Genomic DNA, 26,262 nt, shown 5'->3' with positions numbered 1-26,262 from the left:
TAGCCGCCCTTTAGACGAATGTCGGACTTGTCATAGAAATGTCACAGCCCTGACTTAGAGTCGCGCTGATCAATAAGAAAACAGGATTGACTATGCAGCAAGCCACTGCACGCCAACAGACTGAAACCCTCGAATCCCCATTGGTTGCCCGTATTACACAGGACCCAAAGGAGATACGTCAGGCTCTCGAACTGCGCTATCGCGTTTTTGCTGAAGGTATGGGCGCCAGCCTGCCAACCGCCAGCGAAGGCATCGATAAAGACGATTTCGATGACCTCTGTCTGCACCTTATTGTAAAAGACGTGATGAGCGACCAGGTGATCGGCTACAGCCGTCTCCTTACCAACGAGCTGGCACAACGCGCCGGTGGATTCTACTCCGCCACCGAGTTTGACCTCAGCAACATCGTGCTGCCAGGAAAAACCTATATGGAAATCGGCCGCACCTGTGTTGATCCGGATTTCCGCAGCGGTGCCGCCATCGGGCTGCTGTGGTCAGGCATTGCCCAGTTTATGTCAGCACACAATATTGATTACCTGATGGGCTGTGCCAGCATTCCGCTGAACGAAGGCTATGCCCGCACCATCGCCATTGTGAATCATCTGCGCGAAAAGCACTTCACACCCGAGCACATGCGCGCTGAACCTAAAGTGCACATGCCGCGCATCGATGTGGACATCGACGGTAAAGCACTGGTGCCATCACTGTTAAAAGCGTATCTGCGCATTGGCGTAAAAGTCTGCGGTGAGCCGTGTCTCGATAAAGATTTTAACGTCGCAGACGCGCTGATCCTGCTTGCCCGAGAAGACATCAACCAGCGCTATCTGCGCCACTTTACCAAAAGTGATCTCTGACGCAGAACTGGCGTCTGCTGCTTAAGATAATCAGGGGCCTGCGGGCTCCTTTTTTATATCCGTCTTTCCCGCCTGTAACACAACCGCTAGACTGCGCGACCGCGTTTTCTGCTGTGAGCAATCTGATGATTAAAAAATTTACCCAATGGCTGACATCCGCTTCCGGTTTACGCCGCATTCTTAATATTTATGGCCCTTATCTGGGCGCCGGGGTACGCGTTCGTTATCTGGCCAAAGATTTCCGTGAAGCCAAAGTCGAGATGAAGCTGCGCTGGTTTAACCGCAACTATGTCGGTACCCACTTTGGCGGCAGCCTGTTCTCCATGATCGATCCGTTTTACATGCTGTTGCTGATGAATACACTTGGCCGCGACTATATTGTCTGGGATGCCAGTGCCGAAATTGATTTTGTAAAACCCGGCCGCGGCGTCGTCAGCGCCCACTTTATGGTTACCGATGCCATGCTGGCCGAAATCCGCGACAAAACCGCAGACGGCGAGAAGTTTCTGCCGACCTATGAAGTACATATTGTCGATGCTGATGGTGAACTGGTCGCCCGCGCCCGCAAAACACTGTATATCCGCCGTAAACCGGCCCGCGAAGACTGATCAGCGCACGCCTGTACTGCATGAAAACGCCCATCTGCTACGCTTAAAGCAGTTGCCGTTAATGTGTACAGGAGCCTTATGACCACCATGACCATCAGTCAGGCCAGCGAACTTATCTGGGACCTGCTGCAGACACTGGAAGATGCTTACTGGGAATCCAGCAATTGCGAAGAAAAAGATCAGGTATTCAACCTGATGCAGCTGCTGAACGCTGAATATATGGAACTGCTGAAAATCAGCATTCAGGATCATCACTACGAATATGAAGTAATCAGTACCGGGCTGGCGTCGTTGCGACAGGCTCTGGAAGATTTCCAGCGTGTCGCTTTGCAGCAAACACGTCGCCAGAGTACCTCATCCCGGCTCAACGCGTTCCTGAATAAATTGAGCGCTAACCTCAGCAGCAACTGAACCGGGCAGTAACAGAGCTGCGCAGCATCGTAAACAATCAGTGCGTCAGCAATTGACGCACGGAAGCCAGATTGACGGTTTCACTGAATTGGTGACGTCCGGCCGCTTTCGCCGCATATAACGCTTCGTCAGAGGCTGCCAACAGCAACTCCCAACGTTCATCGGCCTGAGGCTCACACCACGCCAGACCGATACTCACCGTTATATATGCACTCACCGGCGAGGCAACATGGGGAATCGCCAGCTGATCAACCGCATCCTGCAAACGCTGGGCAACCACGGCCATACCATCAAATTGTATTGATGGCAGCACCAACGCAAACTCTTCACCGCCATAGCGGGCGACCAGGTCACGTGGTCGCTGTACTGCATTTTTCAGACACTGTGCCACCTGAGCCAGACAACGATCACCTTCCGGGTGGCCATAGTGGTCGTTAAACAGCTTGAAGTGATCAATATCCACCATCATCAGGCCGATATTGCCACCTTCACGCTGCGCCCGCCGCCACTCTGCGCAGAGAAATTCATCCAGATAACGGCGGTTGGCGATATGCGTCAGACCATCGGTAACAGACAAGGCTTCCAGGTGTCTGCGCTGTGCCCGTTGTGCCAACTGTTTTTTAATCCGGGTTAACGCCAGCAGCGGGCTCAGCGGTTTGCGCAGGTAATCAGCCACGCCAGCCACCAGAGCCGCGGTTTCCTGGGCATCGTCCGCAGCCCCCAGCAGCAGGATATCGCAGCCGCGGGTTTTCGGGTGGTCGTACCAGCGCTTACAAAAAGTCGCCAGATTTTCTTCCAGCAACCCCTGCTCAAGAATCAACAGGTCCGGTACCTGCGAAGGCTCAACCAACCAGTCATAAAGCTGCGCACGGTTGATGGCTCCGGCCACACAAACCTCGGCAGCCAACAGATCCCCCAGTTGGGCCTGAACCGCAAGGGTTTCAGCAGCAATGATCACCAACGGCTGACTGGACATAAGCTCGGCTTCCTGAATATTCCACATACGACGCACTCTTACGGTATCCGGTGCGCTTCTTTTGCTTTATCGGCAAGAATACACCAAAGCGTATAACCGGTAACAAAAAATCACTGGACTCCGAATATACGACAATATACTGACTTTAATCCGCGTTATTTATGCCAATTTTAAAGACAGTTCGTTGCCGACGTTTCTTCACGCTCCGGGGCTGGGGGAAAAGCGTGAAGTTCGCTAAACTTGGGTAAAGTTTTCTAAAAAAATCAGTTTCTTACATGCCAAAGTACTTAATACTCATTATCTGTCTGGGATTACTCGGTTGCGACCGCGAAGGCGCACGCGAGTCAGAAACCAATAACGCCAGCGCACAACTCACACCGCTGCCTGATTTCAGCGTTTATCAGGATGTTAAAGAGAAGAAAAAAGCGTTCTTCGCTTATTTACTCCCCCTGATCGAAGAGGCTAACACCCGTGTTCTGGCAGAACGCCAGGTGGTGGAAAAATGGTATCTGGCCCCCGATGAGCTGAGCGAGCGTGACCGCGACATGCTGCAGGAACTGTTGATCAAATACCGCGTCAACACCGACGACGAAGATGAACAGAAAGAATTGCTGTTGCTGCGCGTCAACACCATTCCGCCATCGCTGGTGCTGGCTCAGGCGGCCAATGAATCGGCCTGGGGCACTTCACGCTTTGCTCAGGAAGGCAACAACCTGTTCGGTCAGTGGTGCTTCCGTGAAGGTTGTGGCCTGGTACCTGAGGCCCGCGGCGGCAGCTCGCGCCATGAAGTCCGCGCCTTTGAGTCACCACTGGAATCGGTGGAAAGCTACATGCGTAACCTGAACAGCCATCCGCGCTACCGCGAGTTGCGTGAATTGCGCGAACAACAGATAGAACAGCAGGGCTACGCCAGCGGCGAAATCCTGACAGAAGGCCTGGATGGCTACTCCACCCGTGGTCAGGAGTATATTGATGAAATTCGTAATATGATTGAACACAACAAGCTTAACCGCTTTGATCAGCTGCATTCTCAGGAATCCGCTCCTGCCGATCAGCAACCAGTCCCCAGGGGGTAATTGTGCAAGCCAATGAACGACGCTTCCGTCAACGCTACGATGCCTCTCCGCTAAAGCTGGAAATCCGCATGCTGAACCTGTTCGGCCGGCCGAAAAAAGCCCATATGGCCATCGCCCGTGATTTTGCTATTGGTGGCATTGCCATCATCTCCCCTTTAAAAATGAAAGTCGGCAAACGCCTGCTGATCAGTATCGAAAGCCGCGACCATCGGCTGCAATCCATACCCGCCGTCATCATCCGCGCCGACGCAAGCGAAGGTGATTACCTCTACGCCCTGAAGTTTGCGATGGGACAACTGCCGGAGATGGCCAGTCGCGGGGCTTACACCGTTTTGCAACGTCTTGAAGTTAGCCTGAAATCTGCAACCCCGGCCTGAGCCGGGTGTAAACCGTCATAAGCAAGGAATCCGCTGTGAACCAATCTGTACTTGTTATCAACTGCGGCAGCTCATCCATTAAGTTTGCCCTTTATGCCAACCCCGACCAACCAACACCTCTGCTGACCGCACTGGCCGAGCGCCTGAATGAACAGGAACCGAGCATCCGCATTCAAGGAGCCGTTGACTATCAACACACACTGGCCGCCGAGGCCGGTCACAAAGCTGCCTTACTGGCTTTTATCGAACACTGCAGCGCTTATCTGCAAAACCTTAAAGGCATTGGCCACCGGGTCGTACATGGCGGCGAACTGTTTCACGCCAGTACTATCATTGACGATGAGCAACAGCAACGTCTGGCCACCCTGTCACCACTGGCACCACTGCACAACCCGATCAATCTGCTTGGCATAGAATTATGCCGCGAGCTGTTCAGTGGCGTGCCTCAGATCGCAGTATTTGATACCGCCTTTCACCAGACACTGAGCGAATCAGCTTACCTCTATGGCGTCCCCTACGACTGGTATGAACAGGATGCCGTGCGCCGCTACGGCTTTCACGGCACCAGCTATCGCTATGTGGTAGAAGAAACCGCCCGCCGTCTGAAAAAGCCCGCCGAAGACTGCAATCTGTTGATTGCCCACCTTGGCAACGGCTGCAGCGCGGCCGCGGTGCTGTGTGGCCGTTCGGTCGACAGTTCCATGGGACTGACACCGCTGGAAGGCCTGGTAATGGGCTCACGCTGTGGTGATATCGACCCCGGTCTGATTGAACACATGAGCCGCAGCCGTGATCTGACGCTGGAGCAGATCATGCGTGAACTGAACCGCAACAGTGGCCTTAAAGGCCTGTCCGGTTTAAGCAACGACATGCGCACCCTGCTGGCCGCCGAGGCCGAAGGTCACGAAGGCGCACGCCGTGCGATTCAGGTGTTCTGCTTCCGTGTCGCCCGCCAGTTCTCTGCGCTGGCCACGTCGCTGCCGAGCATCGATGCCGTTATCTTCACCGGAGGTATCGGTGAACATGCCGCACCGGTTCGCCAACGCATTCTGGCCGCCTGGCGCTTTATGAACTTCCGCCTCGACAGCGATCTCAACAACCGCCACGGTGATGACCTCGGACGCATCAGTCAGCCCGGTTCGCCGCTGGTGCTGGTTGTACCCACCTCCGAAGAGCGCATGATTGCCCTGGATACCTACACTCTGATTGCTGCGAACTGATACCCGATGATCAATATTTTTATTGCCCCAACCGGCCTCGAAAGCGGCCTGACCACCATCAGCCTGGGTCTGATCCGAGCACTGGACGCACAGGGCCTGAAGGTTGGCTTTGTCAAACCGGTCGCGCCCGGCTATGCCGCCAGCGAACGCTCCAGCCATCTGGTGCGTACTGTTCTGCATCTCACCACACCTGACCCGATGCACCTGAACCTGGTGCAGCAGCGCGTCAGCGACGGCATGCTCGACCGCGTACTGGAAGATGTGATTGCCCTGCATGATGAAGTCAGCCGCGATTGCGATGTGGTGCTGATTGAAGGTCTGGTGCCCGATCGCAGCGAGCCTTACACCGCCAAACTCAACGCCGAGATGGCCAAAGCCCTGAATGCTGAAGTCATTCTGGTTGCCAGCGGGCGCAATCGCAGTCCGGCACAGATTCAGGCCGAACTGAAATTACAGACGGGCATTTTTGGTGGCGCACAGGCCAACCTGATGGGCTGCATCATCAACAAAGCCGGTAAAGCGCCGGCGCAGCAGGTGATTCCGTCCGGAGAACTGATCGGCCAGCAACCCGACTTCAGCCAGCAGGAGCATGATGCTTTCTGGCAGATCAACATGAAGCAATGCCCGGTGTTGGGCGTTATCCCCTGGAAAGCCGAGCTGGTCAGCCCGCGCATGCTGGACATTGCCCGCGCTCTTGATGCCCATATCCTGCATGAAGGCGAACTGGATACCCGCCGAGTGCTACGCATCGCCCTTTGTGCCCGCACACTGGGCAATATGGTCGATGTTCTGCGCCCGGGCACGCTGATCGTTACCCCGGGGGACCGCGACGATATTATTGTTGCCGCGGCGATGGCAGCAACCAGTGGTACACCGCTGGCGGGGCTGCTGTTAACCAGTGGCCTGAAGCCCGGTGAACAGGTCATTAACCTCTGCCGTCCGGCACTGCAAACCGGCGTGCCGATTCTGCAGACCACCATGGATACCTTCACCACCGCACAAAAACTGACACAGATGGATACCCACGTGTCCATCGACGATGTTGACCGCGTGCAGCATATTATGGCGACGGTGGCCGAACATCTGAATATTCCGGTATTGATGGAACGTCTGGGCCAGCCCCACGCCTCGCGCCTGAGCCCGGCCGCCTTCCGCTATCAGATTGTCGCCAAAGCCCGGGCCGCGCAGAAACGTATTGTTTTGCCCGAAGGCGAAGAACCGCGCACCATTCAGGCCGCAGCAATCTGCCAGCAACGCGGCATTGCACAATGCGTTCTGCTTGGCGATCCGGAACGGATTCAGCAAATTGCTCAGGCCAACGAAGTAGAACTGCCGGAAGGCCTGCAGATCATTGAGCCCGCCAGCGTGCGTGAACGTTACGTTGCCGGCATGGTGGAATTGCGTAAACACAAACAGCTGACCGAACCCATGGCGCTGGCACAGCTCGAAGATAACGTGGTACTGGGGACCATGATGCTGGCGCTGGACGAAGTTGACGGCCTGGTGTCAGGTGCCATTCATACCACCGCCAACACCATTCGCCCGGCACTGCAGCTGATTAAAACCGCCCCCGGCGCCAAGCTGGTGTCGTCAGTATTTTTTATGGGCCTGCCGGATCAGGTGCTGGTGTACGGCGACTGTGCCGTTAACCCTGATCCGAATGCAGAAGAGCTGGCCGATATCGCCATGCAGAGCGCCGATTCTGCCATTGCCATGGGCATTCCGGCACGCATCGCCATGCTCAGTTACAGCACCGGCAAATCCGGTACCGGTGCCGATGTTGAAAAAGTGCGTACCGCTACCGAACTGGTACAACAGCAGCGTCCTGAATTGCTGATTGACGGGCCATTGCAGTACGATGCAGCGACCACGGCGAGTGTGGCGCGCAGCAAAGCGCCGGACAGCCCGGTCGCCGGGCAGGCAACTGTGCTGATTTTTCCGGACCTGAATACCGGGAATACCACGTATAAAGCTGTACAACGCAGCGCCAATGTCATCAGCATCGGGCCGATGTTGCAGGGCCTGGCCAAACCGGTAAACGATTTGTCCCGGGGCGCACTGATTGAAGATATTGTTTACACCATCGCTCTCACCGCGATTCAGTCACAACAAAATAAAGGAAAATAATAAATGTTTGGGGTTATTACCGGTGTTATTGCCAGCTTGATGTTGTTTATCAACATCGTGTTCTGGTGCTCTTTGCTGTTTATCTTCACCTTTGTAAAAATCATTATTCCCGTGCCATTGGTGCGCAAAGGCGTCACCGCGATTCTGACCGCCATTGCCAATGCCTGGGTCAGCTGTAACTCCGGCTGGATGATGCTGACACAGAAAATGGATTGGAATATTCAGCGGCCGGTAAGCCTGGATAAAAAGGGTTGGTATTTCGTTGTCAGTAACCACCAGAGCTGGGTTGATATTATCGTGCTGCAACATGCACTGAACGGCCGCATTCCCCTGCTAAAGTTTTTTCTTAAGCAGGAACTGATCCGCGTTCCGGTTATGGGTGCTGCCTGGTGGGCGCTGGATTTCCCGTTTATGAAGCGTTACAGCAAAGCGTATCTGGAAAAATATCCGGAAAAACGCGGTCAGGATCTGGCAACAACGCGCAAAGCCTGCGCTAAATTCCGCGAAATGCCGACCAGCGTGATGAACTTTCTTGAAGGAACACGCTTTACCCAGCGCAAACACGACGATCAGGATTCTCCTTTCAAATATCTGCTCAAGCCCAAAGCCGGTGGCATGGCCTTCGCTATGAATGCCATGGGTAATCAGTTCCGTTCCATCCTGGATGTCACCATTCACTATCCGGATGGCATTCCGACGTTCTGGGATTTTTTACAGGGAAAAATGCAGCGTTGTACGGTCATCATTAACGAAAAACCGATTCCGGAAGAATTACTGGACGGTGATTACGAGAACGACGATACCTACCGTCTTCACTTTCAACAGTGGGTACAGATGCTGTGGGAAGAAAAAGACCGTCAGCTGGACGCCTTGCACAGCGCCAGCTGATGACTCAAAACCCGGGGCGCGGCATCAACTGACCGCAACGACTCAGGCCGCAACCACACAGTTGCGGCCTTGTTCTTTAGCCTGATACAACATCCGGTCAGCACTGCGCAGCAAATCATCACTGCTGCTATCGGCCTGCGGAATCATACTCGCGACACCGACGCTGATGGTGGCAACCAAGTGCTCAGATGTTTCATGCGGTATTGCTAATGCGACAATACTTTCCCGGATTTTCTCCGCCATATAGGCGGCCTCACCCGGCGCGGTATCGGGCAGAATAATAATAAACTCCTCTCCGCCATACCGGGCACAAAGATCGCCCGGACGCTGGCAAAACGATGCCATCGCCTGGGCGATATCATGCAGGCAACGATCGCCCTGCTGATGACCATAGTGGTCGTTATAATCCTTAAAGTTATCAATATCGACCATCACCAGTGACAGAGGCGTCTGACTACGCAGGCAGCGACGCCATTCATTAGCCAGACACTCTTCCAGGTAACGGCGATTAGCAATGCCGGTCAGGCTGTCAGTGGTCGACAACAGGTGCAGACGCCGGGTCAGATACTGCAGTCGCTCCGCCTCCAGCGCCAACAACCGGTTTTTCATGTAATCGTTACGCGCGGAAGATTCAATCGCATAGGCCAGATAAGCCCCCATGCCGATTAACAACAGCCAAAACAGCACGAACAGCGGCATAAAAATTTCAACAATGCTATTCAGCTCAGGACTAAGCGGTGGCGTGTCGCTGAACAGCAACATAACGACATAGCAAACCAGTAATGAAACAGAAACAACCAGCATGGCACGATAACTCAGCCGCAAAGCAACCAGAGCAAACACCTGAATAGGAACAAGCCCTAAGTGATAGGCATATTTCAACGCGTCCGGAATCAACTGAATAAAAAAAATAACCGATAACCCGGCCAGAAAAATACCGCTCGCCGCTACCGTGACCATGTGCGCCGCAAAACGCGAACGCGGTACCCACCACAACAAACAAAACATGGTGATGGTAACCAGAAAACGGCAGATAAAAATCAGATTGGCATTGTCTCCGCCCAGATAAAAATCGGACCAGGAAAATCCCAGATAAAACAGCAGACCACCAATAATAATTTTTTGGTCAATTTCAAGAAAACGTTGGTTGCGGAATTCAAGATAGCGTTGTTCCAGACGTCCGGGAAAGCGTAAATGCTGACGCCCCCGATCAAGGATACCGGAGAGGATATTGATCTGCTCCTCCACTCGCTTTAAGGTGTCACTGTCTTGCTGACTGCTGATGTTTGGCACCGTTTCTCCCACACCCCGCATACTGGTGTTGACAGAATCCCCCAGAACACGGCAAAGCTGAAGTTATTTTTTGTCACATAAGACACGCTATTCGCAATTTAGACAATATCCTGACACGCCCAGTTGCATACGAGGTTCTATGAAGGTTTTCGAAGATATCAGCCAATCCATCGGTAATACGCCGCTGGTACGCATCCGCCATCTGACCAGCCATCCGGCTATTTATGCCAAGCTGGAAAACCGTAATCCGGCGCATTCCGTAAAATGTCGCATTGGCGCCAACATGATCTGGCAGGCGGAGCAGGATGGCATCCTCAAACCCGGCATGGAAATTGTTGAGCCAACCAGTGGTAACACCGGCATCGCGTTATCATTCGTCGGGGCGGCCCGGGGCTATAAAGTGACCCTTACCATGCCAGAAACCATGAGCATAGAGCGCCGCAAAGTCATGATGGCGCTGGGTGCTAATCTGGTGCTGACCGAAGGCGCAAAGGGTATGAAAGGAGCCGTTGAAGCGGCTGAGCAATTGGTTGCGCAAGCCCCTGAACAGCGCATTATGCTGCAGCAGTTCAATAATCCGGCCAACCCGGCGATTCACGAAAAAACCACTGGCCCGGAAATCTGGAATGATACCGACGGACTGGTCGATGTTGTCGTCGCCGGTGTCGGCACCGGTGGTACCATCAGCGGCATATCGCGCTTTATTAAACAGCATAAAGCCATCACCTCGGTTGCTGTTGAGCCCGCAGCGTCTCCTATTATTACTCAGACTCTGGCTGGCGAAACCATCAGCCCGGGGCCTCATAAAATTCAGGGAATCGGTGCGAACTTTATTCCCGGCAACCTTGATCTGAGCATGATTGACCGGGTTGAACAGGTAGATAACGACGCAGCAATGGCCATGGCGCACGAGCTGATGTCGAAAGAAGGCATTCTGGCTGGTATTTCCTGTGGCGCCGCGATGGTCGCCGCATTACGACTCGCCGAAGAAGACGCCTTTAAAGATAAAAAAATCGTGGTCATCCTGCCGGACTCCGGTGAGCGTTACCTGACCTCCCCATTGTTTGAAGGTTTCTTTGATAAGTAGCCCACAACAATCACCTCCATGGCGGCTCCGGCTGGAGTCGCCCGAGGTGCTGCTCGATGGGCAGCTGCATTACTATCCTTCCCTGCTTGATCCGCAACAGGCCGATATCCTTTACCAGCAATTGCTGCAGGAAATTCCCTGGCAAACAGGGCATGTCTTTATTTACGGCCGTGAGCATCTCATTCCCCGCTTGCAGGCCTGGCACGGAGATCCGGGAATCAGCTACACCTATTCCGGTAAAACACTGCGGGCCGATGCCTGGACACCGACGCTGGCCAACCTTTGCCAACAGCTGAATCAACTTCTGGGTCTGCAATTAAATGCGGTGCTGTGCAATCTTTACCGTAATGGTAACGATTGCATGGGCTGGCATGCGGATGACGAAAAAGAGTTAGGAGAAAATCCGCAGATACTGTCCATCAGTCTTGGTGCGGAGCGTGACTTTGCCTTACGGCGTCAAGGCAGCAGTCGCCAAAGCGGGACTCTGCGGCTGGCTAATGGCAGCCTTTTGGATATGCGTCCGGGAATGCAAAATCACTGGCAACACAGCCTGCCCAAACGGGCACGTATACAACAGTCACGTATTAATCTGACATTCCGCACGCTGTACAACTAAAGGCACAATGCCAGACCTGGCGCGGCCCCTATCTTCAGGGTTTATGAATACTTTACCCGAAAGGGCTAAACATCAGCGATCACGGGCAATAACGGATTCGAGGCGGAACATAATCACCGGCGTGGTGGCATAATCTTTATCACGATTCCAGATAAATTCCGGTGCGACTTCGGCAAACACCCAATTACTGTAAATCTGGCGGCGGTAACGTACACCGGCATTATAGGAATAAAAAGTTGTATCAAATTCACTGTCGCCTTTAGCACCGGCAACAAAGCCAAGCGCCGCCTTACTGCTCAGCTCATGATACAGCCCGGCGTCGTACGATAATTTGAAATACTCGTCATTCAACTGATAACCGGCTTTGGCATTGATACGGAATAATTTTTCCGTGTTTATCGGATAATCCATTTGCACACGGGTTTCTTCACCCCAGCCGTCCAACGAAAAATAAAAGAATGTTTGCGTAGCTTTCAATTCCCATTCGGATAAATAAGCGTAGCGCCGTGCGCGGAAACGTACAAAAGGATTGGGTGGAACACCCCAACGGACACCCGCATCAATGTTAGTTTTCCACTGATCGGACTCCCGTATAATAAATCGCAGTGCTGCGGTGTAATCGACGTTTTCAACACTCTCAATCGGGTCGGCTTCGCGGTTATCTCCGTCTTCCGAATCGAGCAGTAAATTCAGCCGTTCATTCGTATTGGGCAAAACCAGTTTTACGCTCAGGCCAAATTTATAATCCACCGGATCACCCAATACCCGCCTTGTATAGAGCGATAATTTGGCACGACTGCCTTTTACGTCATCGTCAGTGATGTCTTCACTGAAAAAAGAATCGACGAAAAAAGAATCAATATTACCGGACAAGCGGTTCAGATAACCGGCCAGCCAGTCTTTAGAACGATCCAGCGCCGCCTGGTTAACACTGGTTTGAGCGGTATAGTGATCATCCTGATATTCAGTCTCAAGCGTCTTTGGGGGAATGAACTGTTCGCTGTCACCCTGTAAATAAGGCTCAGGACTCAGCGCCTGAGAAGGCACTGAAATGATCACTATCCACAACCCCAGCCATCCCTGCCAGCTCATCCGATATCAGACCGGATCGTGATGAATAATAATTTCAGCGCGGGGAAAGCGCTCAAGAATACGCTTTTCAACACAATCACCGATGGCGTGCGCTGATTTAAGTGGCTGCAACCCGTCCAGTTCCAGATGGAACTGAATAAACTGCAACGCCCCCGCCTGGCGGGTGCGTAAATCATGAAATCCACGCACGCCTTCGCAACTGTTAATCAGGGTTTTAAGCTCGGCTTCGTCGTCGTCCGGCATCGACTGATCCATCAGAACCTGCAAAGCATCTTTAACAATGCCGTACACGCTGTAAAACAACACGCCGGCAATCCCCAGCGCGACGACCGGGTCAAACCAGTACTGCTGCCAATAAGCGGCGATAAGAGCCAGGATGACGGCGACGTTGGTCAGAATATCGCCGTAATAATGTGCGGAGTCGGCTTTAATCGCCAACGAACCGGTCTGCCGGTAAACCCAGCGCTGATAGGCAACCAGACCAATCGTCGCCAGCATCGAAAACACCATAACCCCGATGCTTTCGCCCAGAGCCGTCAATGGTTGCGGATTCAGCAGACGATCAAATACGTGTAATAACAGCACAACGGCCGAACCAAGAATAAACGCCGACTGAATCAGTGCCGCCAGCCCTTCCGCCTTACTGTGCCCGAACGGATGATCATCATCGGCGGGCATCAGGGCATAACGCACAGCAAAAAAATTCACCAGCGATGCCGCAATATCCATCAGGGAGTCGAGCAAAGATGACAGGACACTGGCCGAATCGCTGAGCATCCAGGCAAAAACTTTAGCCACCAGCAACGTCACCGCCACCAGCACAGAGGCACTGGAAGCGCGTTTTATCAAGACAGCATGAGAAGTCACAGTCATTACAGATTCGTCAACGGTAAACCGGGGATTATGCCAGATTGGCCTGAGCAGATCAGACTTTTTACCCCGAAAAACGGTAATTTGCCACAAACTGAAACAGGATGGCGCCTGCGCCTATTGACCCATTAAGGGCAACTTGGTCTTATTGTCGGCCAGACTGTCCTGAACGAGCCAAGCCATGACCATAAAAAATGCTCTTGTTGTCGATGACTCCAAGTCAGCCCGCATGATGCTGCAACGTCTGCTGAGTAAAATTAATGTCCAGGCCGATGCGGTCGACAGCGCCGAAGCCGCGCTCAGTTTTCTGGAAAGTCGTCAGCCCGACGTCATTTTCATGGATCATATGATGCCAGGAATGGACGGCCTGGAGGCCACCCAGCTGATTAAATCCAACCCCCGCACCGCTACGATTCCAACCATTATGTACACCTCGAAAGAAGGTCAGGAATATCAGGAAATGGCGCTGTCCCATGGTGCGCATGGTGTGCTGGCCAAGCCCGCCAGCCATGAAGCCGTTATGGCGGTTATTCAGGCACTGGATGAACCGGCGGCAAACGACGAACAAAAACCTCAGACTGCAGCCATCGCACTGGTCGAGATTGATAAGCTGGTCCAGAAACACCTGCGTAATGCCATTGCCGAAGCCAAAGCCGAAATCAGCGCAGGTCTGGATGCCACAACACAACAACTGCAGACCCACCAGACTCATCAGATTGACCTGATTCAGGCACGCATGCACCAGCAACAGGAACGCTGGCAGCAGGAGGTCGATAAAACCCTGACTGAACAGGCGTTATTTCAGAAAACGCGTGCTATGAATCAGCGCCTGGCAGTCAGCGTTGCCGATAAACTCGATAAGAAAAATGCGGACGACCTGATTGCGATTATTAAATCCAGCCAGACCTCACTGGAGTCCACCCTGGCTGCAACCCGCAGTGAATTTCAAAAAGCCCTGCAACAAACCGCCATCAAAGCGGCCGCAGCCGGTGCTGTTATCGGCGCTCTGGCTGGAATTGCAGCCGCACTGTTACTGTAAGCCGTCTTTATCCCCTCTGAGCCCGCTCTTCGGGCTCATATATTTTTGCTGTCATAAATAACCAGTATATGGCCTGACAATACCTTTCCATTCACAAAGGTGCTGATTACACTAGCCGCTCTCACCAGACTCTAAAAATATGATCAGGGATACGATAATGATCAAAGCCATACTGACAGCGGCAGCGGTTGCCATATTAACCGGCTGCGCGGCAGCAACACCTCTGCTTATTGCAGAAGCCGGTGGCCATCAGGTCGCCCGTTACGATGAAAACATCAAAGTACGTGCTGCAGCAGCATTACATGAAGAACCAGATCTGCTGACCTTTTCTGTGCAGGCCATCAGCCGTGGAAAAACCGAACAGGCCGCCAGCACCTATATGCAGGGCTACAGCGACCCGGATTACAGCAGTAACATGAAATCACTGGCGCTTTATCAGATCGCCCTGCTGTATATGAACCGCTTTAACGACCAGCGTGATGATCAGAAAGCCCTGTCTTATCTGAAGCAACATCGGATTGAATTTCCGGATTCACGCCTGAAAGAAAAAGTGATCAAACGCATTCAGATCATCGAAACCCGGCAAAGCGAGCCGGTACAATTGTCAGCGACTCAGCTGCTGAAACAAGTAGACCGCAGCAAACTGCTGAAAGCCGATCGCACCCCGTTTGATTCCGAACTCACGCCGATGAGTGAACGAGCCATTACCGAAGCCCGCGTAGCGGACGCAGAAGCGGTTTATCTGATTTTGTACGATAACAAGGCGTCCTCTGCTGAAATGCGGGCGAAATCCCTTTATCAGCTGGGTCTTATTTATATGAGCCCATACAATCAGGCCGGCAATAATCAGAAAGCGTTGGCCTATTTCCGTAAGATTGTGCAGGAATTCCCGCACGTATCTGTTGCTCCACGCGCCAATCAGCGCATCAGCGAGCTGATTAACCGTCAGGATTGATGGCTACCAGCAATAAAAAAAGGCCGTTATGGCCTTTTTTTATTGCTGTTTTTTGTGGTCTCAAGACGTAAACATTCTGCCTCAGAATGCCCAGGTCACATCGCTTTCATCTGCGACACACTCTTTGAAATCAGCCAGCACGTCATCATGGCAAAAAATTTCCTGCAGCATGATCTGCTCGCCATCGACATACCCTTTCAGCAATAACCACTGATCATCGCTGATGTAGTTATTCAGGTCAGTACACAACGAATTACTGTTACAGTTCATATCCGGAGTATTGTCATAGCCTGCAATTACACCAGAATTATCCGCAGCCAGTGCGCTGCCACGCAGAATAAATTTAAACGGATAGGTACTGTTGGCTTTATCGTCCGGGTTGCTGTCATTTTCTTTCAGCACCGCTTTACTGATGCTGCCGCCAGAAGACAGGGTTTTGACCACCGTCAGATCATATTGCTTACCCCATACCGGGGTGAAATTACTGATGTCGTCGCTCAGCGTTAACAGCGACCAGTCATCTGAACTGTTCACCCGGTAGAGTAAACACATAGCCTCTTCTGCCAGTCCGCATTCCGACTGGAAATGTGCCACTGTCCACTTACTGGTACTTTCTCCGGAACACTCACTTTTAAAATCACTTTCACTGGCACTGCATATTAAGGATTTCAGCGAGACAGCACCGGCACTGGCGGTGAATTCCAGCTTCAATACATATTGTGCGTTGACGGCATTCTGAATTTCGGCACAAAAAGCATTGCAGGCAAATGTCGTCTCGCCCCCCAGAGACCAGTTAGCACCATCCAGAGGCGTCAGTACACCTGCGCGGGTGTACAGTGTCAGGGCAAAGGCTTCGTCCGCAGAACTGACTGCCGTTGTCGTTTCCACTGAGCGGAATTCATAAGCGCTGTCTTTACCGCTGCTGTTAAAACTGGTGTTAACAGTAACACTGTAGCGGTTACCCCAGGCAAAGCTGCTGAAGCCGGTAAATGGAAGATCGGCGGTTTTCCAGCTGTCGGTACTTTTTTCACGCACTCTAAAGCACAGGTTGCTGTCATCCTTATCGCACTGCACTTTGTAATAATCCACCAGAAGTGTTTCTTCCTTGTCCGTCCATTCCCGTCCAAGTTCCGGGCAACCTGTCAGGGTCAGACAGACCAGAGCCGGAATCCATAATGTTTTCATTCAATACTTCCTGATTGCTGTTGCTCTGCATTTTCAGCAGCCACTTTCTGTAATAAAGGCGCGGCATAGGTTTGTAGCAGGCGTTGCCGGACCGCATGATCCAACCCTTCCAAACGCCGCAGCAGTTTTTTATGCGTTACCGTATCCACTCCGCTGCAGTCATACTCAGTAGCCAACGAATACTCCTGCTGCAACAAATACAACGCCGATTGCTGCACCGGCAGGATCTCACACATTTGTTGCAATTGCAGGTCAATGGCCTGAGCCATATCGTCTGCAGACGCTAACTCGGCCGCGCTCAGCGGATGACCAAAATCAACATAAATACGTCCCTTCGCACCCGTCAGCCCCAATAAAATACTGCGTGTATCTTCATCAAGACTTTTTTCATAGCGACCGGTTTCTGCACGAGTCACCAGCTCCTGTGCCTTCTGCACATCACAGGGATCCCATTCATATTGTATGGAAACCGGTACCGGACGCATGGCTGTCATCGTTGCGGTAAAATTTTCACCTCGCTCACGGCCATTCAGAGCCAGCATTTTCAGCACTGCGGTGTCGGTACGATCAATACCGTCTTTGGCGCGCCCTTCCCGTTGTGCAATCCAGATGGAATGGCCACTTTCCAAAGAGGTACGGATATACGCCGACAGCTTTTGCAATTCGCGCAGTTTTTCACGCTTATTGGCAACGCTGCGCTTTACCACAAAGCTCTTGTTAAGACGCATGATATCGGCAACGTCAGGATGCCCCAACAAGTTATCTCCGATAGCAATCCGGCTGGTTGGCCAGCCCGCATGATGCAGGCTGTAATTGATCAGAGTCGGGTCCATGGCGATGTCTTTGTGATTGGAAATCCACAGATAACTTTTTTCGGACGATAAATGCTCCAGCCCTCTCACCACAATGTCATCGCTGGATTGTTTCAGCAGCGACGCGATCCAGGGCGCCAGCCAACGCTGAAAACTTTCAACCGTATGAATATGCGCGGTACGACGGCGCAGATACCAGCCAGCCAAAGGCAACAGCGCCTGACGTAACCACGCAGGCAACGCCGGGAAGCGATATTTAACCAGAGCATGCTGCAGGGTTCTGGCCCGGGTGAGGCGCTGAATAACACGGCGGACTTCTTCATCATGATAGGGGCGGATATCGGAATATTGGTCCTGCATGCTGTCTCACTGTTATTAGCCGTTAACGGCAAAAATGCGTTTACATCATCAGCCCGCATAACACCGGCCAGATAACGATGCCGGCCCATTGGCTTGTTAAGAATTCGGGCTGAGTAGTATATCCTATCGCCCCCTGTGCCAGATAACGACCAAGGTTAAAGCAAATGATTGATGAATGGGTGCCAGCAAACCAAAGCTCAACCAGTATTGCTCCTGCGCTGTTACAGCAATGCATCGCTGTGACGGCCATCATGGCAGACAGCAGCAATCGGGCTGAACAAGAACTGGGAGAAGAAACACTCAAACAGGTACGTTCGTGGCTGCAGCTCAGCGAAGAGCAATGGCAACCGACGCTGAAGACGTTTAAAGCGGACGAGCTTTTTCAGTTGGCAACCTTCTTTACCCTGGCTGAAATGACATTCAGCGGCTGGCAATGTGGTGCCAAAAACCCGGCTATCTGGATTTTTCGTGTACTGAAAAAGAATGGCCAACTGCCGGAAAAAGACGCAATCCGTCATCTGAAAAGCCTGACCGATAACCGCTACATCCCTTACGGCAGTGCGCTCTGATCAGGTCGGAGAAAACCACACAGCGCCTGGCGTAACTCATCCAGGCGTATTGGTTTGGATAAATAACCGTTCATACCAGCCTGCATGCAAGCCACTTTCTGCTCAGCCATGACATCCGCAGATAAAGCAATAACAGGGATCTGTTGCTGAGCACTGCTGCGGATCTGACGTGTGGCTTCGAGGCCATCCATCACCGGCATATGACAGTCCATAAGCACCAGATCAAATTGTTTTTTCTGATACAGATCCACCGCCTCCTGCCCATTGCACGCAACGGTGACCTCACAACCCAGGCGTACCAACATTTGCGTCGCCACTTTCTGATTCACCAGATTATCTTCTGCCAGCAATATGCGGATGCCTTTAAGCTCATTACCAGCCGTTAAATGCTCTCCTGCCCGGCGGCCAAAACGGGTAATCAACTGGCCTTGATTGGCCCCATCAAGCAAACGCAACAGCAATTGCTGCAAATGTTCCTGACTGATTGGCCAATCCCAGAAAGCCTTAACCCCCAGAGCCAGCCATTCAGCTTCCGGAACCGTGACACTATCCGTGGTGGTCAACGCCAGGCGGGTATGAGTGTTCGACAAACGCTCCCGCAGTTGCTGCTGATCACGGCTGAATAAACTGTACGGCACCACCAGAATATCCGGCTGGCTGACCTGCAGCGCATCAAACATATCCTGGGCAATGGAAAACTCCCGGATAGACAAGCCCAGACGACGCACAACCGAGACCAGCAGAGCACGGTTGATCTGCACATCATCGCAAACCCAGATATCAGCAGAACGATTACCTGTTGACGCCTCTGCCATACCTGCCGGCAGGTCACAGGCGGCAACGGTCAGATTCAGATCCAGCCAGAAATTCGACCCCAGTCCTGGTGAGCTGATCACGCCGACTTTGCCGTGCATCAGAGCGGCCAGCCGACGACAAATACTCAACCCCAGACCCGTTCCGCCCACCAATGTGGATAAACGCCCGTGCGCAACGCTGTATTCATCGAATAAATGCATCGCCCGGTCAGCAGCGATACCAATGCCCGAATCTTCCACCGAAAAACGCAACTGCACCTGACTGAACTGACGCCGGATAACCACCAGCCGCAACAGAACATGCCCTTCTTCGGTAAACTTCAGCGCGTTGGTCAGGTAGTTCATCAGAATCTGGCGGATTCTTACCGCATCACCAATCAGATATTGGGGGACAGCATCTTCGACAAAAAACTGCAGACTAAGATGTTTTTCCCGCGCCTTGGCGCTCATCATCGCGACCAGACTGTCGATCATCTCGCGGATATTGAAGTTTTCTTCTTCAATAGTGAGTTTATCGGCGTCGATTTTGGAAATATCGAGAATATCGTTAACGATGGTCAGCAGATGTTCAGACGATGACTGAATAATGCGTACAAAACCCATCTGTTCAGACGTTAAAGGCGTTTGCTCAAGCAGAGACACCATCCCCAGCAGCCCGGTCATCGGCGTGCGGATTTCATGACTCATACTGGCCAGAAAGCGGCTTTTGGCAATGTTGGCTTCTTCCGCTTGCTCTTTTTCGGTGGTCAGAAGATCACGTGCGAGCTTCTGTTCGGTAATATCAGTGCTGATCACCAATAAACTCTGCAGTTCACACGAAACCATCACCGGAATTAACTGATTTTTCAGATAACTGATGCGGTTATTCTGATCCCGCAGAGTAATTTCATAACTTTGAGGCGTGTGATCTCTGAATGCAGAGTGCAGGCACTGCAGGAAGCTGTCTACCTGGTCTGCTGGCAGAAAATCCACCGAGGGTTGCCCGACAACATCGTCCATGACAAAACCACTGAGCAAGTGGTTTACATCCAGAATACGACCATCACGATCAAGTTCGGTGATAACGTCAGGCAGGTGCTGCCAGAGAATACGAAAACGTTGCGCGGCGGCGAGATTTTGCTCTAACTCACGCCTGAGTCTCCAGCAACAACTGGCCAGCCAGAGCAGCAGCAGAACCAGTAGCAGCGTCAGTCCGAGTAACGCAGAAAACGTCATAGCTCCCTCTCCGGGAAGGTCTCAATCCATAGTGACCTTGGCTGTTTATTACGACTAAGCGGCGGCGTCACCCGTCAGAAATGCCAACAGAGCCTGCTGATCTTTCGGCCACAGATAACTCAGCCAGCCATCCCGTGAAGGTTTTTCCGGTTCGTGACGACTGATGAGCAAGTACAGCGTTTCACGGGCTTCGGTATCGCGCATCAGGCGGGAAACAGACTCCTGTGCTGCGACAGAATTCACCGCAATCGCTCCCGGTTGATGCTCGGCAATCAAAAAACCAAACTGTATCGGGTCAGTGGTTACCAGCGGTTCCCAACCTGCCCGACGCACAAATGAAGCAACATCGGCGGAGAAATCTTCCGCATCAGCCAACAACACCAGCGTTCTTACACCCAGCGATAAATCGCCGGGAACCGGCATATTGTTCTCCTGCAGAAACGTAATAAAACTGCTGACCGGAATACGATTGTCTCCGCGCCCCGGCAGCTTGTAAGCATCCAGGTGACCGCGTTCGATCCAGCGAATGACTGTGCGGAAATTCACGCCGCAGTATTTCGCCACCTCGCCGGTTGTTAAGGCTTGTTTTTCCCTCACAGCATTATCTCAAGTTGGCAACTACACTGTTTCCAGTATAGATAGCCTTTCACCAATGCAAGGAGAAATGAGCAAATTGCGACATCCTTGCCTTACCAGCCATGACAACGCTGTACATAAAGCGCACCCGGAATGCTACATTGGATTTATTGAGAACAACCTCAGAACCACGATAAACCGCCAGGAGGTGAAGGATGCAAAGGAACGTTTTACTGGTCGACGATGAAGCCGGAATTATTCAGGCTATCCGGCGTATGTTGCGGGCCGAACCGTTCCATATTCTCGAAGCCAGTAGCGGTGACGAAGCGCTCGCCATACTGCAGCGCCATGATGTTGAACTGATGATCACCGATTATAAGATGCCGGGGATGGACGGCCTTACGCTGTGTCAGAAAGCGCGTGAAGTCTCTCCTGCAACCTACCGTCTGCTGCTATCCGGACAAGTTGACTACAGTGCCCTGCGCCGCGCCTGGCAGAATGGCGACGTCCATCGTTTTGTCGCGAAACCCTGGGATAACCTGTTACTTGGCATGGATATCAAAGAAGGTCTGAAACAACACGATCTGCTTAAAAATCTGCAACAGGTCAGCCAGGCCGTACAGTCCGAACAAGCGATATTATTGACTGACAGTAACTGGATCGTGCGCATGGCCAGCCCTTTGCTGTGTGAAGCCTTGCAATGTGAAGAACAGGATCTCCTGGGCGTAAACCTGTTTGCCAGTGCCCTGTCATCCATGCCGGTGACATTAGAAACCGATGTGACCCGTCAGGTAGAACAGCAACAAACCTGGCTGGGCTATTTCAACCTCACCGGCCCGCAACAGCTGAGCCTGCCCGCCTGGATGGCGATTACCCCACTGGGCAACCAATACCGGTTGTGTTCGTGTAACTTTGTTGCCACGGAACAATCACCACAACGCGATCTTAAAGATGAGATGCAGCGCTATTCCGGTGAGCACCACCTGCAGCGTCTGCAACAGGCCGCCGGAGTTGCCCGCGCAGAGCCGCAATTGATGGTGGTTGCATTGCCCGCTGAAGAGGTCAACCACAAAGATCTGTCTTCGATCTGCTATGAACGTCTGCAGGCAGCAACCGACGATCTTTATGAGATCTATTCGCCACAACCTCATACCTTTCTGATTCTGCTGCCCGCTTCCGTCTCAACAGAACAAATTGAGCGCCTGAGTCAGAATATCCGCCAGGACTTCAATGAGACCGTCAGTTTTCAGGGGCAGCCAACGCGGCTGCAACCGCAAATCAGCATCGAACAAAAACCTGCCTCAATTGCCCATTGGGATGACTGGCTACGCCGGCGTCTGGGTCTGCCTGTCAGCAGCAACAAAGAACAGCCACGCGAAGTTTCCGCCACTCCGGTCGCAGATCAGGAAACCAAAGCCAGTGAATACAGCGCGTTACCGGTATTTGACCAACAGGGCACACTCACGGCCCTGCAGGCGCCCCATGCCAGTGCCTACGATGAAGCCGGATGGCAAGCCTGGTTCAACGCTATCGGTCATACCTGGCGGCAGCATTTTGACCACGAACTGAATATTGTCATGCCCGCTGCAGAGCAACCGATCAGCGCCATCAGAACCTTTGTCAAAGCTCTGACTGACGCCCGTCAGAGTATGCCGGTGCAGTGCCGTATTATTCTCGGTGAAGATTGTATTCTCAGTCAGGATGAAGCGGACCTGAACTGGCGCGATGAATTGCGGGCGCAAGAGTGCCAGCTGTTTATTGCCAACTTCGGCCGCAGCTTCCTCAACCCCCGGCAGATCTTGTCGTTACCGATTCAGGGCGTCAGTCTGGCGCCGGAATTCCTGATTCACATGCGCAACAGCAAATCACTGCCGCAAAGCCGGCGTCTGCTGCAACGTATCCATGATCACGGCCTGATTATCTATGCTCCGGGCATGGACAATACGGAAGCCCTGGCTTCGGCTCACCAGAGCAATGTCGACTGGCTGTCAGGGGCGGTGCTGTCACGGGAACTGAACGCCGATCAGCTGCAGTGGTTCTCGCCCACGGCAGAACTGGGCTGAGTTATTCGGCCGGCAGTTAGGGTATGATAGGCTCCTGCTAAAAGGAGCCCGTTGTGAATAAAGATCAAGCCTACCACCAGATTGCCCTCGCCTGCCTTAAAGCCCTGCGTACCCCCGCCGGGGCCAGCGCCGAAGACCCGATCAAAGAGCTGTATTCTGTTATCGATAATGCCTTCGACAGTCAGTTTGCACTGCTGGTTGCGGAACTCGAAGACAGCAAACACCGTCTCAACCTGATTCAGCAGCTGGATCCGCAACGCCATACCCTGGCGGATGCGCAAGCCATCATTCAACACAACGGAACTGCACACTAGGGAGCAGGCATGTTATCGCCACGTTATTGGACCTTCTCACTCATCGTACTGGGCGCAATCGTATTTTCTATGATTAAGTTTTCCGCCGGATCCGAATTGATCGTCAGCCCCGCTGACACCTTCAAATACCGTTACCTGACACTGGATAACGGCATGAAGGTGTTGCTGGTGAATACACCGGATGCCGACAAAGCCGCCGCCGCGGTGAGCGTCGATGCAGGCAGTGGCGATGATCCCAAAGGACGCGAAGGCCTGGCCCACTTCCTGGAGCACATGCTGTTTCTGGGAACAGAGCCTTATCCCGAAGCCGGTGAATATCAGGCTTATATCAGCCGTCACGGCGGCAGCCATAACGCCTTTACCGCACACAGCCAGACCACGTATTTTTTCGATATCGATAACAAAGCTTTCAGCGGCGCACTGGATCGTTTTGCGCCGTTCTTTATTTCACCGACCTTCGATGAAGCCTACGTTGATCGTGAAAAAAATGCCGTGCATGCCGAGTACAGCTCCAAGCTGAAAGATGATTTCCGCCGTATTTACTCGGCCGAAAAGCAAGCGATGAACCCAGACCATCCCTACGCATCATTTGCCACCGGCAACCTCGACACCCTGTCCGACCGTCCTGACAGCAAAACCCGCGATGACTTACTGGCGTTTTACAACAATCACTACTCTGCTGACCGTATGACGCTGGTTCTGGCCAGTAAAGACGATCTTGATCAGCTGGAAAGCTGGGCCAAGAGTCATTTTTCTGCGGTGCCCAAACGTCAGACCGCTGCTCACGTGGCTAATCCGCCATTGTTTATTCCGGGCCAGTTGCCGCTGGATATGAACATTGAACCGGTGAAAGAAATCCGCCGTCTGCAGTTCACCTTCCCGATGCCGGAAACACAGTCGCTGTACAGCTATAAGCCCGTACAGATTCTGTCGAACCTGATTGGCCACGAAGGCGAAGGCAGTCTGCTGGCACTGCTGAAAGAAAAAGGCTGGGCCGAAGGCCTGAGCGCCGGACGCTCACTCAGCACTCAGGATGAAACCACCCTGGTGGTACAGATTCAGCTGACCAAACTGGGCCTGCTGTATACCGAGAACATCACCCAGGCGCTGATGCACTACATTGATCTGCTGAAACAACAGCCGCTGCCGCAATATCTGCTGACCGAACAGCAGCAACTGAGCGATCTGTCGTTCCAATTCCAGGAACAGAGCCGCATCAGCGATTACGTCGTACGCCTGAGCAGCAATATGCTGGTCTATCCGGCACAGGACATCATCTACGGCGATTACCGCTGGCAGCCAATCAGCCAGCAACAGCTGCAGCCTTATCTGGATGCACTGTCGGCCAACAACATGTTACGCACGCTGATTGCACCCAAAATCGCTACCGAAACCATTGATCCATGGTATGGCACCGCCATCCGCATTCGCCCCGGCGATTACCGCGCGGATGCAGTAAGCACCGAGGGTCTGGATAAACTCACTCTGCCAGCACCCAACCCGTTTATTCCGACCGACTTTACCCTGCACGCCGACGCGCCTCAGGCAACGCCGGAAGCACTGATCGACGAACCTGGCCGTTTGCTGTGGTACTACCCGGAGCATGAGTTTGCCATGCCCAAAGCCCGGGTTCTGATTCAGTTGCAGCAAGCCAGCGTACAAAACTCTGCCCGCCAGCGGGTATTGGCACAGCTGTACAGCCGCACGGTTAACGAAGCCCTGAATACCTACAGCTACCCTGCCTACCTGGCGGGCCTGACGTACAACCTCAGCGCATCCGGCCGTGGTCTGGAGCTGTCTTTGGGCGGTTATCAGCACAAGCTGCCGGAATTGCTGAAGCGCGTTCTCAGCGAAATGAACAGCATCAACCTGAGTGAAGAAGACTTCGGCCGCTACCAAGCCTCGCTGCAGCGCACTCTGGAAAATCAGCTGAAAAACAAGCCGTTTGAACGCGAACTGGCCGTGCTGAAAAACTGGTTATACGAACCCAGCTTCGATCAGACCGAATTACTGGCCGCACTGGCGGAGGTCAGCCGAGACGATGTGCAGCAGTACGCCGCAACCTTCCGCAATGAGCTGGCCGTGCAGATGTACGTCCATGGGCAACTGAGCAAAGCTCAGGCACAGGATCTGGCTGCCATTGTTGATGCCCAGTATCCGGCCAAAGCCACGCAGGTGGCATTGCCGCAATTACTGCGTATACCGGAAGGTCAGTATCAGAAAAACCTGACACTGGATCATCAGGATACGGCCATCGTACTCTATGTTCAGGGTCAGGAAGGCAGCGATAAGAACCGCGCCCGCTACGCCCTGCTCGGCCAGATTCTGAGTGCACCGTATTACCAGACCATGCGTACCGAGCAGCAGCTGGGCTATATCGTGTTCGCTACACCGTTCCCGCAGCAAACCATTCCCGGTCTGGCGTTTATCGTGCAGTCACCGGAAGCCTCACCACAGGCCATTATCGACAGCAGCCTGAACTTCTTCAGTAGCTTCGAGCAGCAACTGGCCAATATGTCGGAGGAAGAGTTCAACTCTTACCGTCAGGGGCTGAGTTCATTATTGCTTGAAAAACCTAAGAATATGGCCGAAAAAGTGGTTCGTTTCTGGCGCGACATTGAAGTTCGTCGTTATAGTTTCGACACCAGTGAAGCCATTGCTGCGGAGGTGAAAACCCTCTCCCAGGATGATATCCGGGCATTATTCCAGAACGCCATTCTGGAGCGGGACAAGCCTTGGTTATTACTGACCCAGGGCGGCAAAGTGCAGGACTGGCCGGCACTCGATACCCTGAAGCGTGACAGCTTGCCACGCTTCGAACGGCCACAGCCGGAACAGGCTGCGCAGTAAGCATCAGCCTGAGG

24 protein-coding genes are annotated in these 26,262 nt (G+C 52.9%); 16 read left to right on the top strand and 8 right to left on the bottom strand.

Going from position 1 to position 26,262, the window contains the following annotated elements; translation table 11 throughout:
• The first annotated feature begins 92 nt into the window (after nucleotides 1-92).
• From NYR02_RS02760 to NYR02_RS02750, 3 genes are all read left to right on the top strand, one after another.
• Nucleotides 93-854, top strand: coding sequence for a GNAT family N-acetyltransferase (locus NYR02_RS02760; RefSeq protein WP_260974868.1), 762 nt, complete (start codon nucleotides 93-95; stop codon nucleotides 852-854).
• Nucleotides 855-979: 125 nt separating this feature from the next.
• Complete coding sequence (locus NYR02_RS02755) at nucleotides 980-1,462, top strand: DUF4442 domain-containing protein (protein WP_260974867.1); 483 nt, start codon at nucleotides 980-982, stop codon at nucleotides 1,460-1,462.
• A gap of 78 nt (nucleotides 1,463-1,540) precedes the next feature.
• Nucleotides 1,541-1,873, top strand: coding sequence for a hypothetical protein (locus NYR02_RS02750; protein WP_260974866.1), 333 nt, complete (start codon nucleotides 1,541-1,543; stop codon nucleotides 1,871-1,873).
• A 37-nt stretch (nucleotides 1,874-1,910) separates the two neighbouring features.
• Here NYR02_RS02750 and NYR02_RS02745 read toward each other — a convergent pair whose 3' ends face one another.
• Complete coding sequence (locus tag NYR02_RS02745; RefSeq protein WP_260974915.1) at nucleotides 1,911-2,876, bottom strand: diguanylate cyclase domain-containing protein; 966 nt, start codon at nucleotides 2,874-2,876, stop codon at nucleotides 1,911-1,913.
• 248 nt (nucleotides 2,877-3,124) lie between these two features.
• Here NYR02_RS02745 and NYR02_RS02740 point away from each other — a divergent pair, with 248 nt between their 5' ends.
• Genes NYR02_RS02740 through NYR02_RS02720 form a run of 5 tightly spaced genes read left to right on the top strand, consistent with a single transcriptional unit; the run spans nucleotide 3,125 to nucleotide 8,537 of the window.
• Nucleotides 3,125-3,925, top strand: a complete 801-nt coding sequence (locus NYR02_RS02740; protein WP_260974865.1) for a glucosaminidase domain-containing protein — start codon at nucleotides 3,125-3,127, stop codon at nucleotides 3,923-3,925.
• A gap of 2 nt (nucleotides 3,926-3,927) precedes the next feature.
• Nucleotides 3,928-4,302: a PilZ domain-containing protein gene (locus tag NYR02_RS02735; RefSeq protein ID WP_260974864.1), complete on the top strand. Its 375-nt coding sequence runs from the start codon at nucleotides 3,928-3,930 to the stop codon at nucleotides 4,300-4,302.
• A gap of 35 nt (nucleotides 4,303-4,337) precedes the next feature.
• Nucleotides 4,338-5,522 (top strand): acetate/propionate family kinase, encoded by a 1,185-nt coding sequence (locus tag NYR02_RS02730; RefSeq protein WP_260974863.1) that lies wholly within the window; start codon nucleotides 4,338-4,340, stop codon nucleotides 5,520-5,522.
• A gap of 6 nt (nucleotides 5,523-5,528) precedes the next feature.
• Nucleotides 5,529-7,649 (top strand): phosphate acetyltransferase, encoded by a 2,121-nt coding sequence (gene pta / locus NYR02_RS02725; RefSeq protein ID WP_260974862.1) that lies wholly within the window; start codon nucleotides 5,529-5,531, stop codon nucleotides 7,647-7,649.
• Between the two features lie 3 nt (nucleotides 7,650-7,652).
• Nucleotides 7,653-8,537, top strand: coding sequence for an acyltransferase (locus NYR02_RS02720; protein WP_260974861.1), 885 nt, complete (start codon nucleotides 7,653-7,655; stop codon nucleotides 8,535-8,537).
• Between the two features lie 42 nt (nucleotides 8,538-8,579).
• Here NYR02_RS02720 and NYR02_RS19495 read toward each other — a convergent pair whose 3' ends face one another.
• The gene (locus tag NYR02_RS19495) at nucleotides 8,580-9,830 is read right to left on the bottom strand and encodes a GGDEF domain-containing protein (protein ID WP_260974860.1); all 1,251 of its coding nucleotides are present in this window, start codon (nucleotides 9,828-9,830) and stop codon (nucleotides 8,580-8,582) included.
• A gap of 139 nt (nucleotides 9,831-9,969) precedes the next feature.
• On the opposite strand from NYR02_RS19495, the gene cysK reads away from it, so the two are divergent.
• Entirely contained in the window at nucleotides 9,970-10,917 is a 948-nt protein-coding gene (gene cysK / locus NYR02_RS02710; protein ID WP_260974859.1) for a cysteine synthase A, read from the top strand.
• A 46-nt stretch (nucleotides 10,918-10,963) separates the two neighbouring features.
• Entirely contained in the window at nucleotides 10,964-11,533 is a 570-nt protein-coding gene (locus tag NYR02_RS02705; protein WP_260974858.1) for an alpha-ketoglutarate-dependent dioxygenase AlkB family protein, read from the top strand.
• A gap of 72 nt (nucleotides 11,534-11,605) precedes the next feature.
• Here the strand turns inward: NYR02_RS02705 and NYR02_RS02700 are convergent, their stop codons facing one another.
• The gene (locus tag NYR02_RS02700; protein ID WP_260974857.1) at nucleotides 11,606-12,625 is read right to left on the bottom strand and encodes a hypothetical protein; all 1,020 of its coding nucleotides are present in this window, start codon (nucleotides 12,623-12,625) and stop codon (nucleotides 11,606-11,608) included.
• Between the two features lie 6 nt (nucleotides 12,626-12,631).
• Nucleotides 12,632-13,498, bottom strand: coding sequence for a cation diffusion facilitator family transporter (locus NYR02_RS02695; RefSeq protein WP_260974856.1), 867 nt, complete (start codon nucleotides 13,496-13,498; stop codon nucleotides 12,632-12,634).
• Between the two features lie 178 nt (nucleotides 13,499-13,676).
• Between NYR02_RS02695 and NYR02_RS02690 the strand changes: the two genes are divergently transcribed.
• Both NYR02_RS02690 and NYR02_RS02685 read left to right on the top strand, forming a co-directional pair.
• Nucleotides 13,677-14,534: a response regulator gene (locus tag NYR02_RS02690; protein ID WP_260974855.1), complete on the top strand. Its 858-nt coding sequence runs from the start codon at nucleotides 13,677-13,679 to the stop codon at nucleotides 14,532-14,534.
• A gap of 157 nt (nucleotides 14,535-14,691) precedes the next feature.
• On the top strand, nucleotides 14,692-15,489 hold the full coding sequence (locus tag NYR02_RS02685; RefSeq protein WP_260974854.1) for a tetratricopeptide repeat protein: 798 nt from the start codon (nucleotides 14,692-14,694) through the stop codon (nucleotides 15,487-15,489).
• A gap of 81 nt (nucleotides 15,490-15,570) precedes the next feature.
• Here NYR02_RS02685 and NYR02_RS02680 read toward each other — a convergent pair whose 3' ends face one another.
• Both NYR02_RS02680 and NYR02_RS02675 read right to left on the bottom strand, forming a co-directional pair.
• The gene (locus NYR02_RS02680) at nucleotides 15,571-16,674 is read right to left on the bottom strand and encodes a DUF4377 domain-containing protein (RefSeq protein WP_260974853.1); all 1,104 of its coding nucleotides are present in this window, start codon (nucleotides 16,672-16,674) and stop codon (nucleotides 15,571-15,573) included.
• A complete protein-coding gene (locus tag NYR02_RS02675; protein WP_260974852.1) occupies nucleotides 16,671-17,846 on the bottom strand; it encodes a 1-acyl-sn-glycerol-3-phosphate acyltransferase in 1,176 nt (391 codons plus the stop codon). Before NYR02_RS02675 ends, NYR02_RS02680 begins: the two co-directional genes overlap by 4 nt.
• 164 nt (nucleotides 17,847-18,010) lie before the next feature.
• Here NYR02_RS02675 and NYR02_RS02670 point away from each other — a divergent pair, with 164 nt between their 5' ends.
• Nucleotides 18,011-18,415 (top strand): hypothetical protein, encoded by a 405-nt coding sequence (locus NYR02_RS02670; RefSeq protein WP_260974851.1) that lies wholly within the window; start codon nucleotides 18,011-18,013, stop codon nucleotides 18,413-18,415.
• On the opposite strand, the gene NYR02_RS02665 is transcribed toward NYR02_RS02670, so the two are convergent.
• Together NYR02_RS02665 and NYR02_RS02660 are read right to left on the bottom strand one after the other, a co-directional pair.
• On the bottom strand, nucleotides 18,397-20,445 hold the full coding sequence (locus NYR02_RS02665) for a response regulator (RefSeq protein WP_260974850.1): 2,049 nt from the start codon (nucleotides 20,443-20,445) through the stop codon (nucleotides 18,397-18,399). The genes NYR02_RS02670 and NYR02_RS02665 overlap by 19 nt on opposite strands.
• A gap of 54 nt (nucleotides 20,446-20,499) precedes the next feature.
• On the bottom strand, nucleotides 20,500-21,042 hold the full coding sequence (locus NYR02_RS02660; RefSeq protein WP_260974849.1) for a helix-turn-helix domain-containing protein: 543 nt from the start codon (nucleotides 21,040-21,042) through the stop codon (nucleotides 20,500-20,502).
• A gap of 194 nt (nucleotides 21,043-21,236) precedes the next feature.
• Here NYR02_RS02660 and NYR02_RS02655 point away from each other — a divergent pair, with 194 nt between their 5' ends.
• The 3 genes from NYR02_RS02655 to NYR02_RS02645 are packed head-to-tail and all read left to right on the top strand — an operon-like array spanning nucleotide 21,237 to nucleotide 26,248.
• On the top strand, nucleotides 21,237-23,084 hold the full coding sequence (locus NYR02_RS02655; RefSeq protein ID WP_260974848.1) for an EAL domain-containing response regulator: 1,848 nt from the start codon (nucleotides 21,237-21,239) through the stop codon (nucleotides 23,082-23,084).
• A 53-nt stretch (nucleotides 23,085-23,137) separates the two neighbouring features.
• The gene (locus NYR02_RS02650; protein ID WP_260974847.1) at nucleotides 23,138-23,398 is read left to right on the top strand and encodes a hypothetical protein; all 261 of its coding nucleotides are present in this window, start codon (nucleotides 23,138-23,140) and stop codon (nucleotides 23,396-23,398) included.
• Between the two features lie 9 nt (nucleotides 23,399-23,407).
• Nucleotides 23,408-26,248 carry an insulinase family protein gene (locus tag NYR02_RS02645; RefSeq protein WP_260974846.1) on the top strand — a complete coding sequence of 947 codons (2,841 nt, stop codon included), beginning with the start codon at nucleotides 23,408-23,410 and terminating at the stop codon, nucleotides 26,246-26,248.
• Nucleotides 26,249-26,262 lie beyond the last annotated feature (14 nt).

The sequence above is a fragment of the Thalassolituus pacificus genome (assembly GCF_025318105.1).
Lineage (GTDB): Bacteria > Pseudomonadota > Gammaproteobacteria > Pseudomonadales > Oceanobacteraceae > Venatoribacter > Venatoribacter pacificus.
The sequence above is the reverse complement of the archived record's forward strand: the minus strand, read 5'-3'. Positions and strand labels throughout refer to the sequence as shown.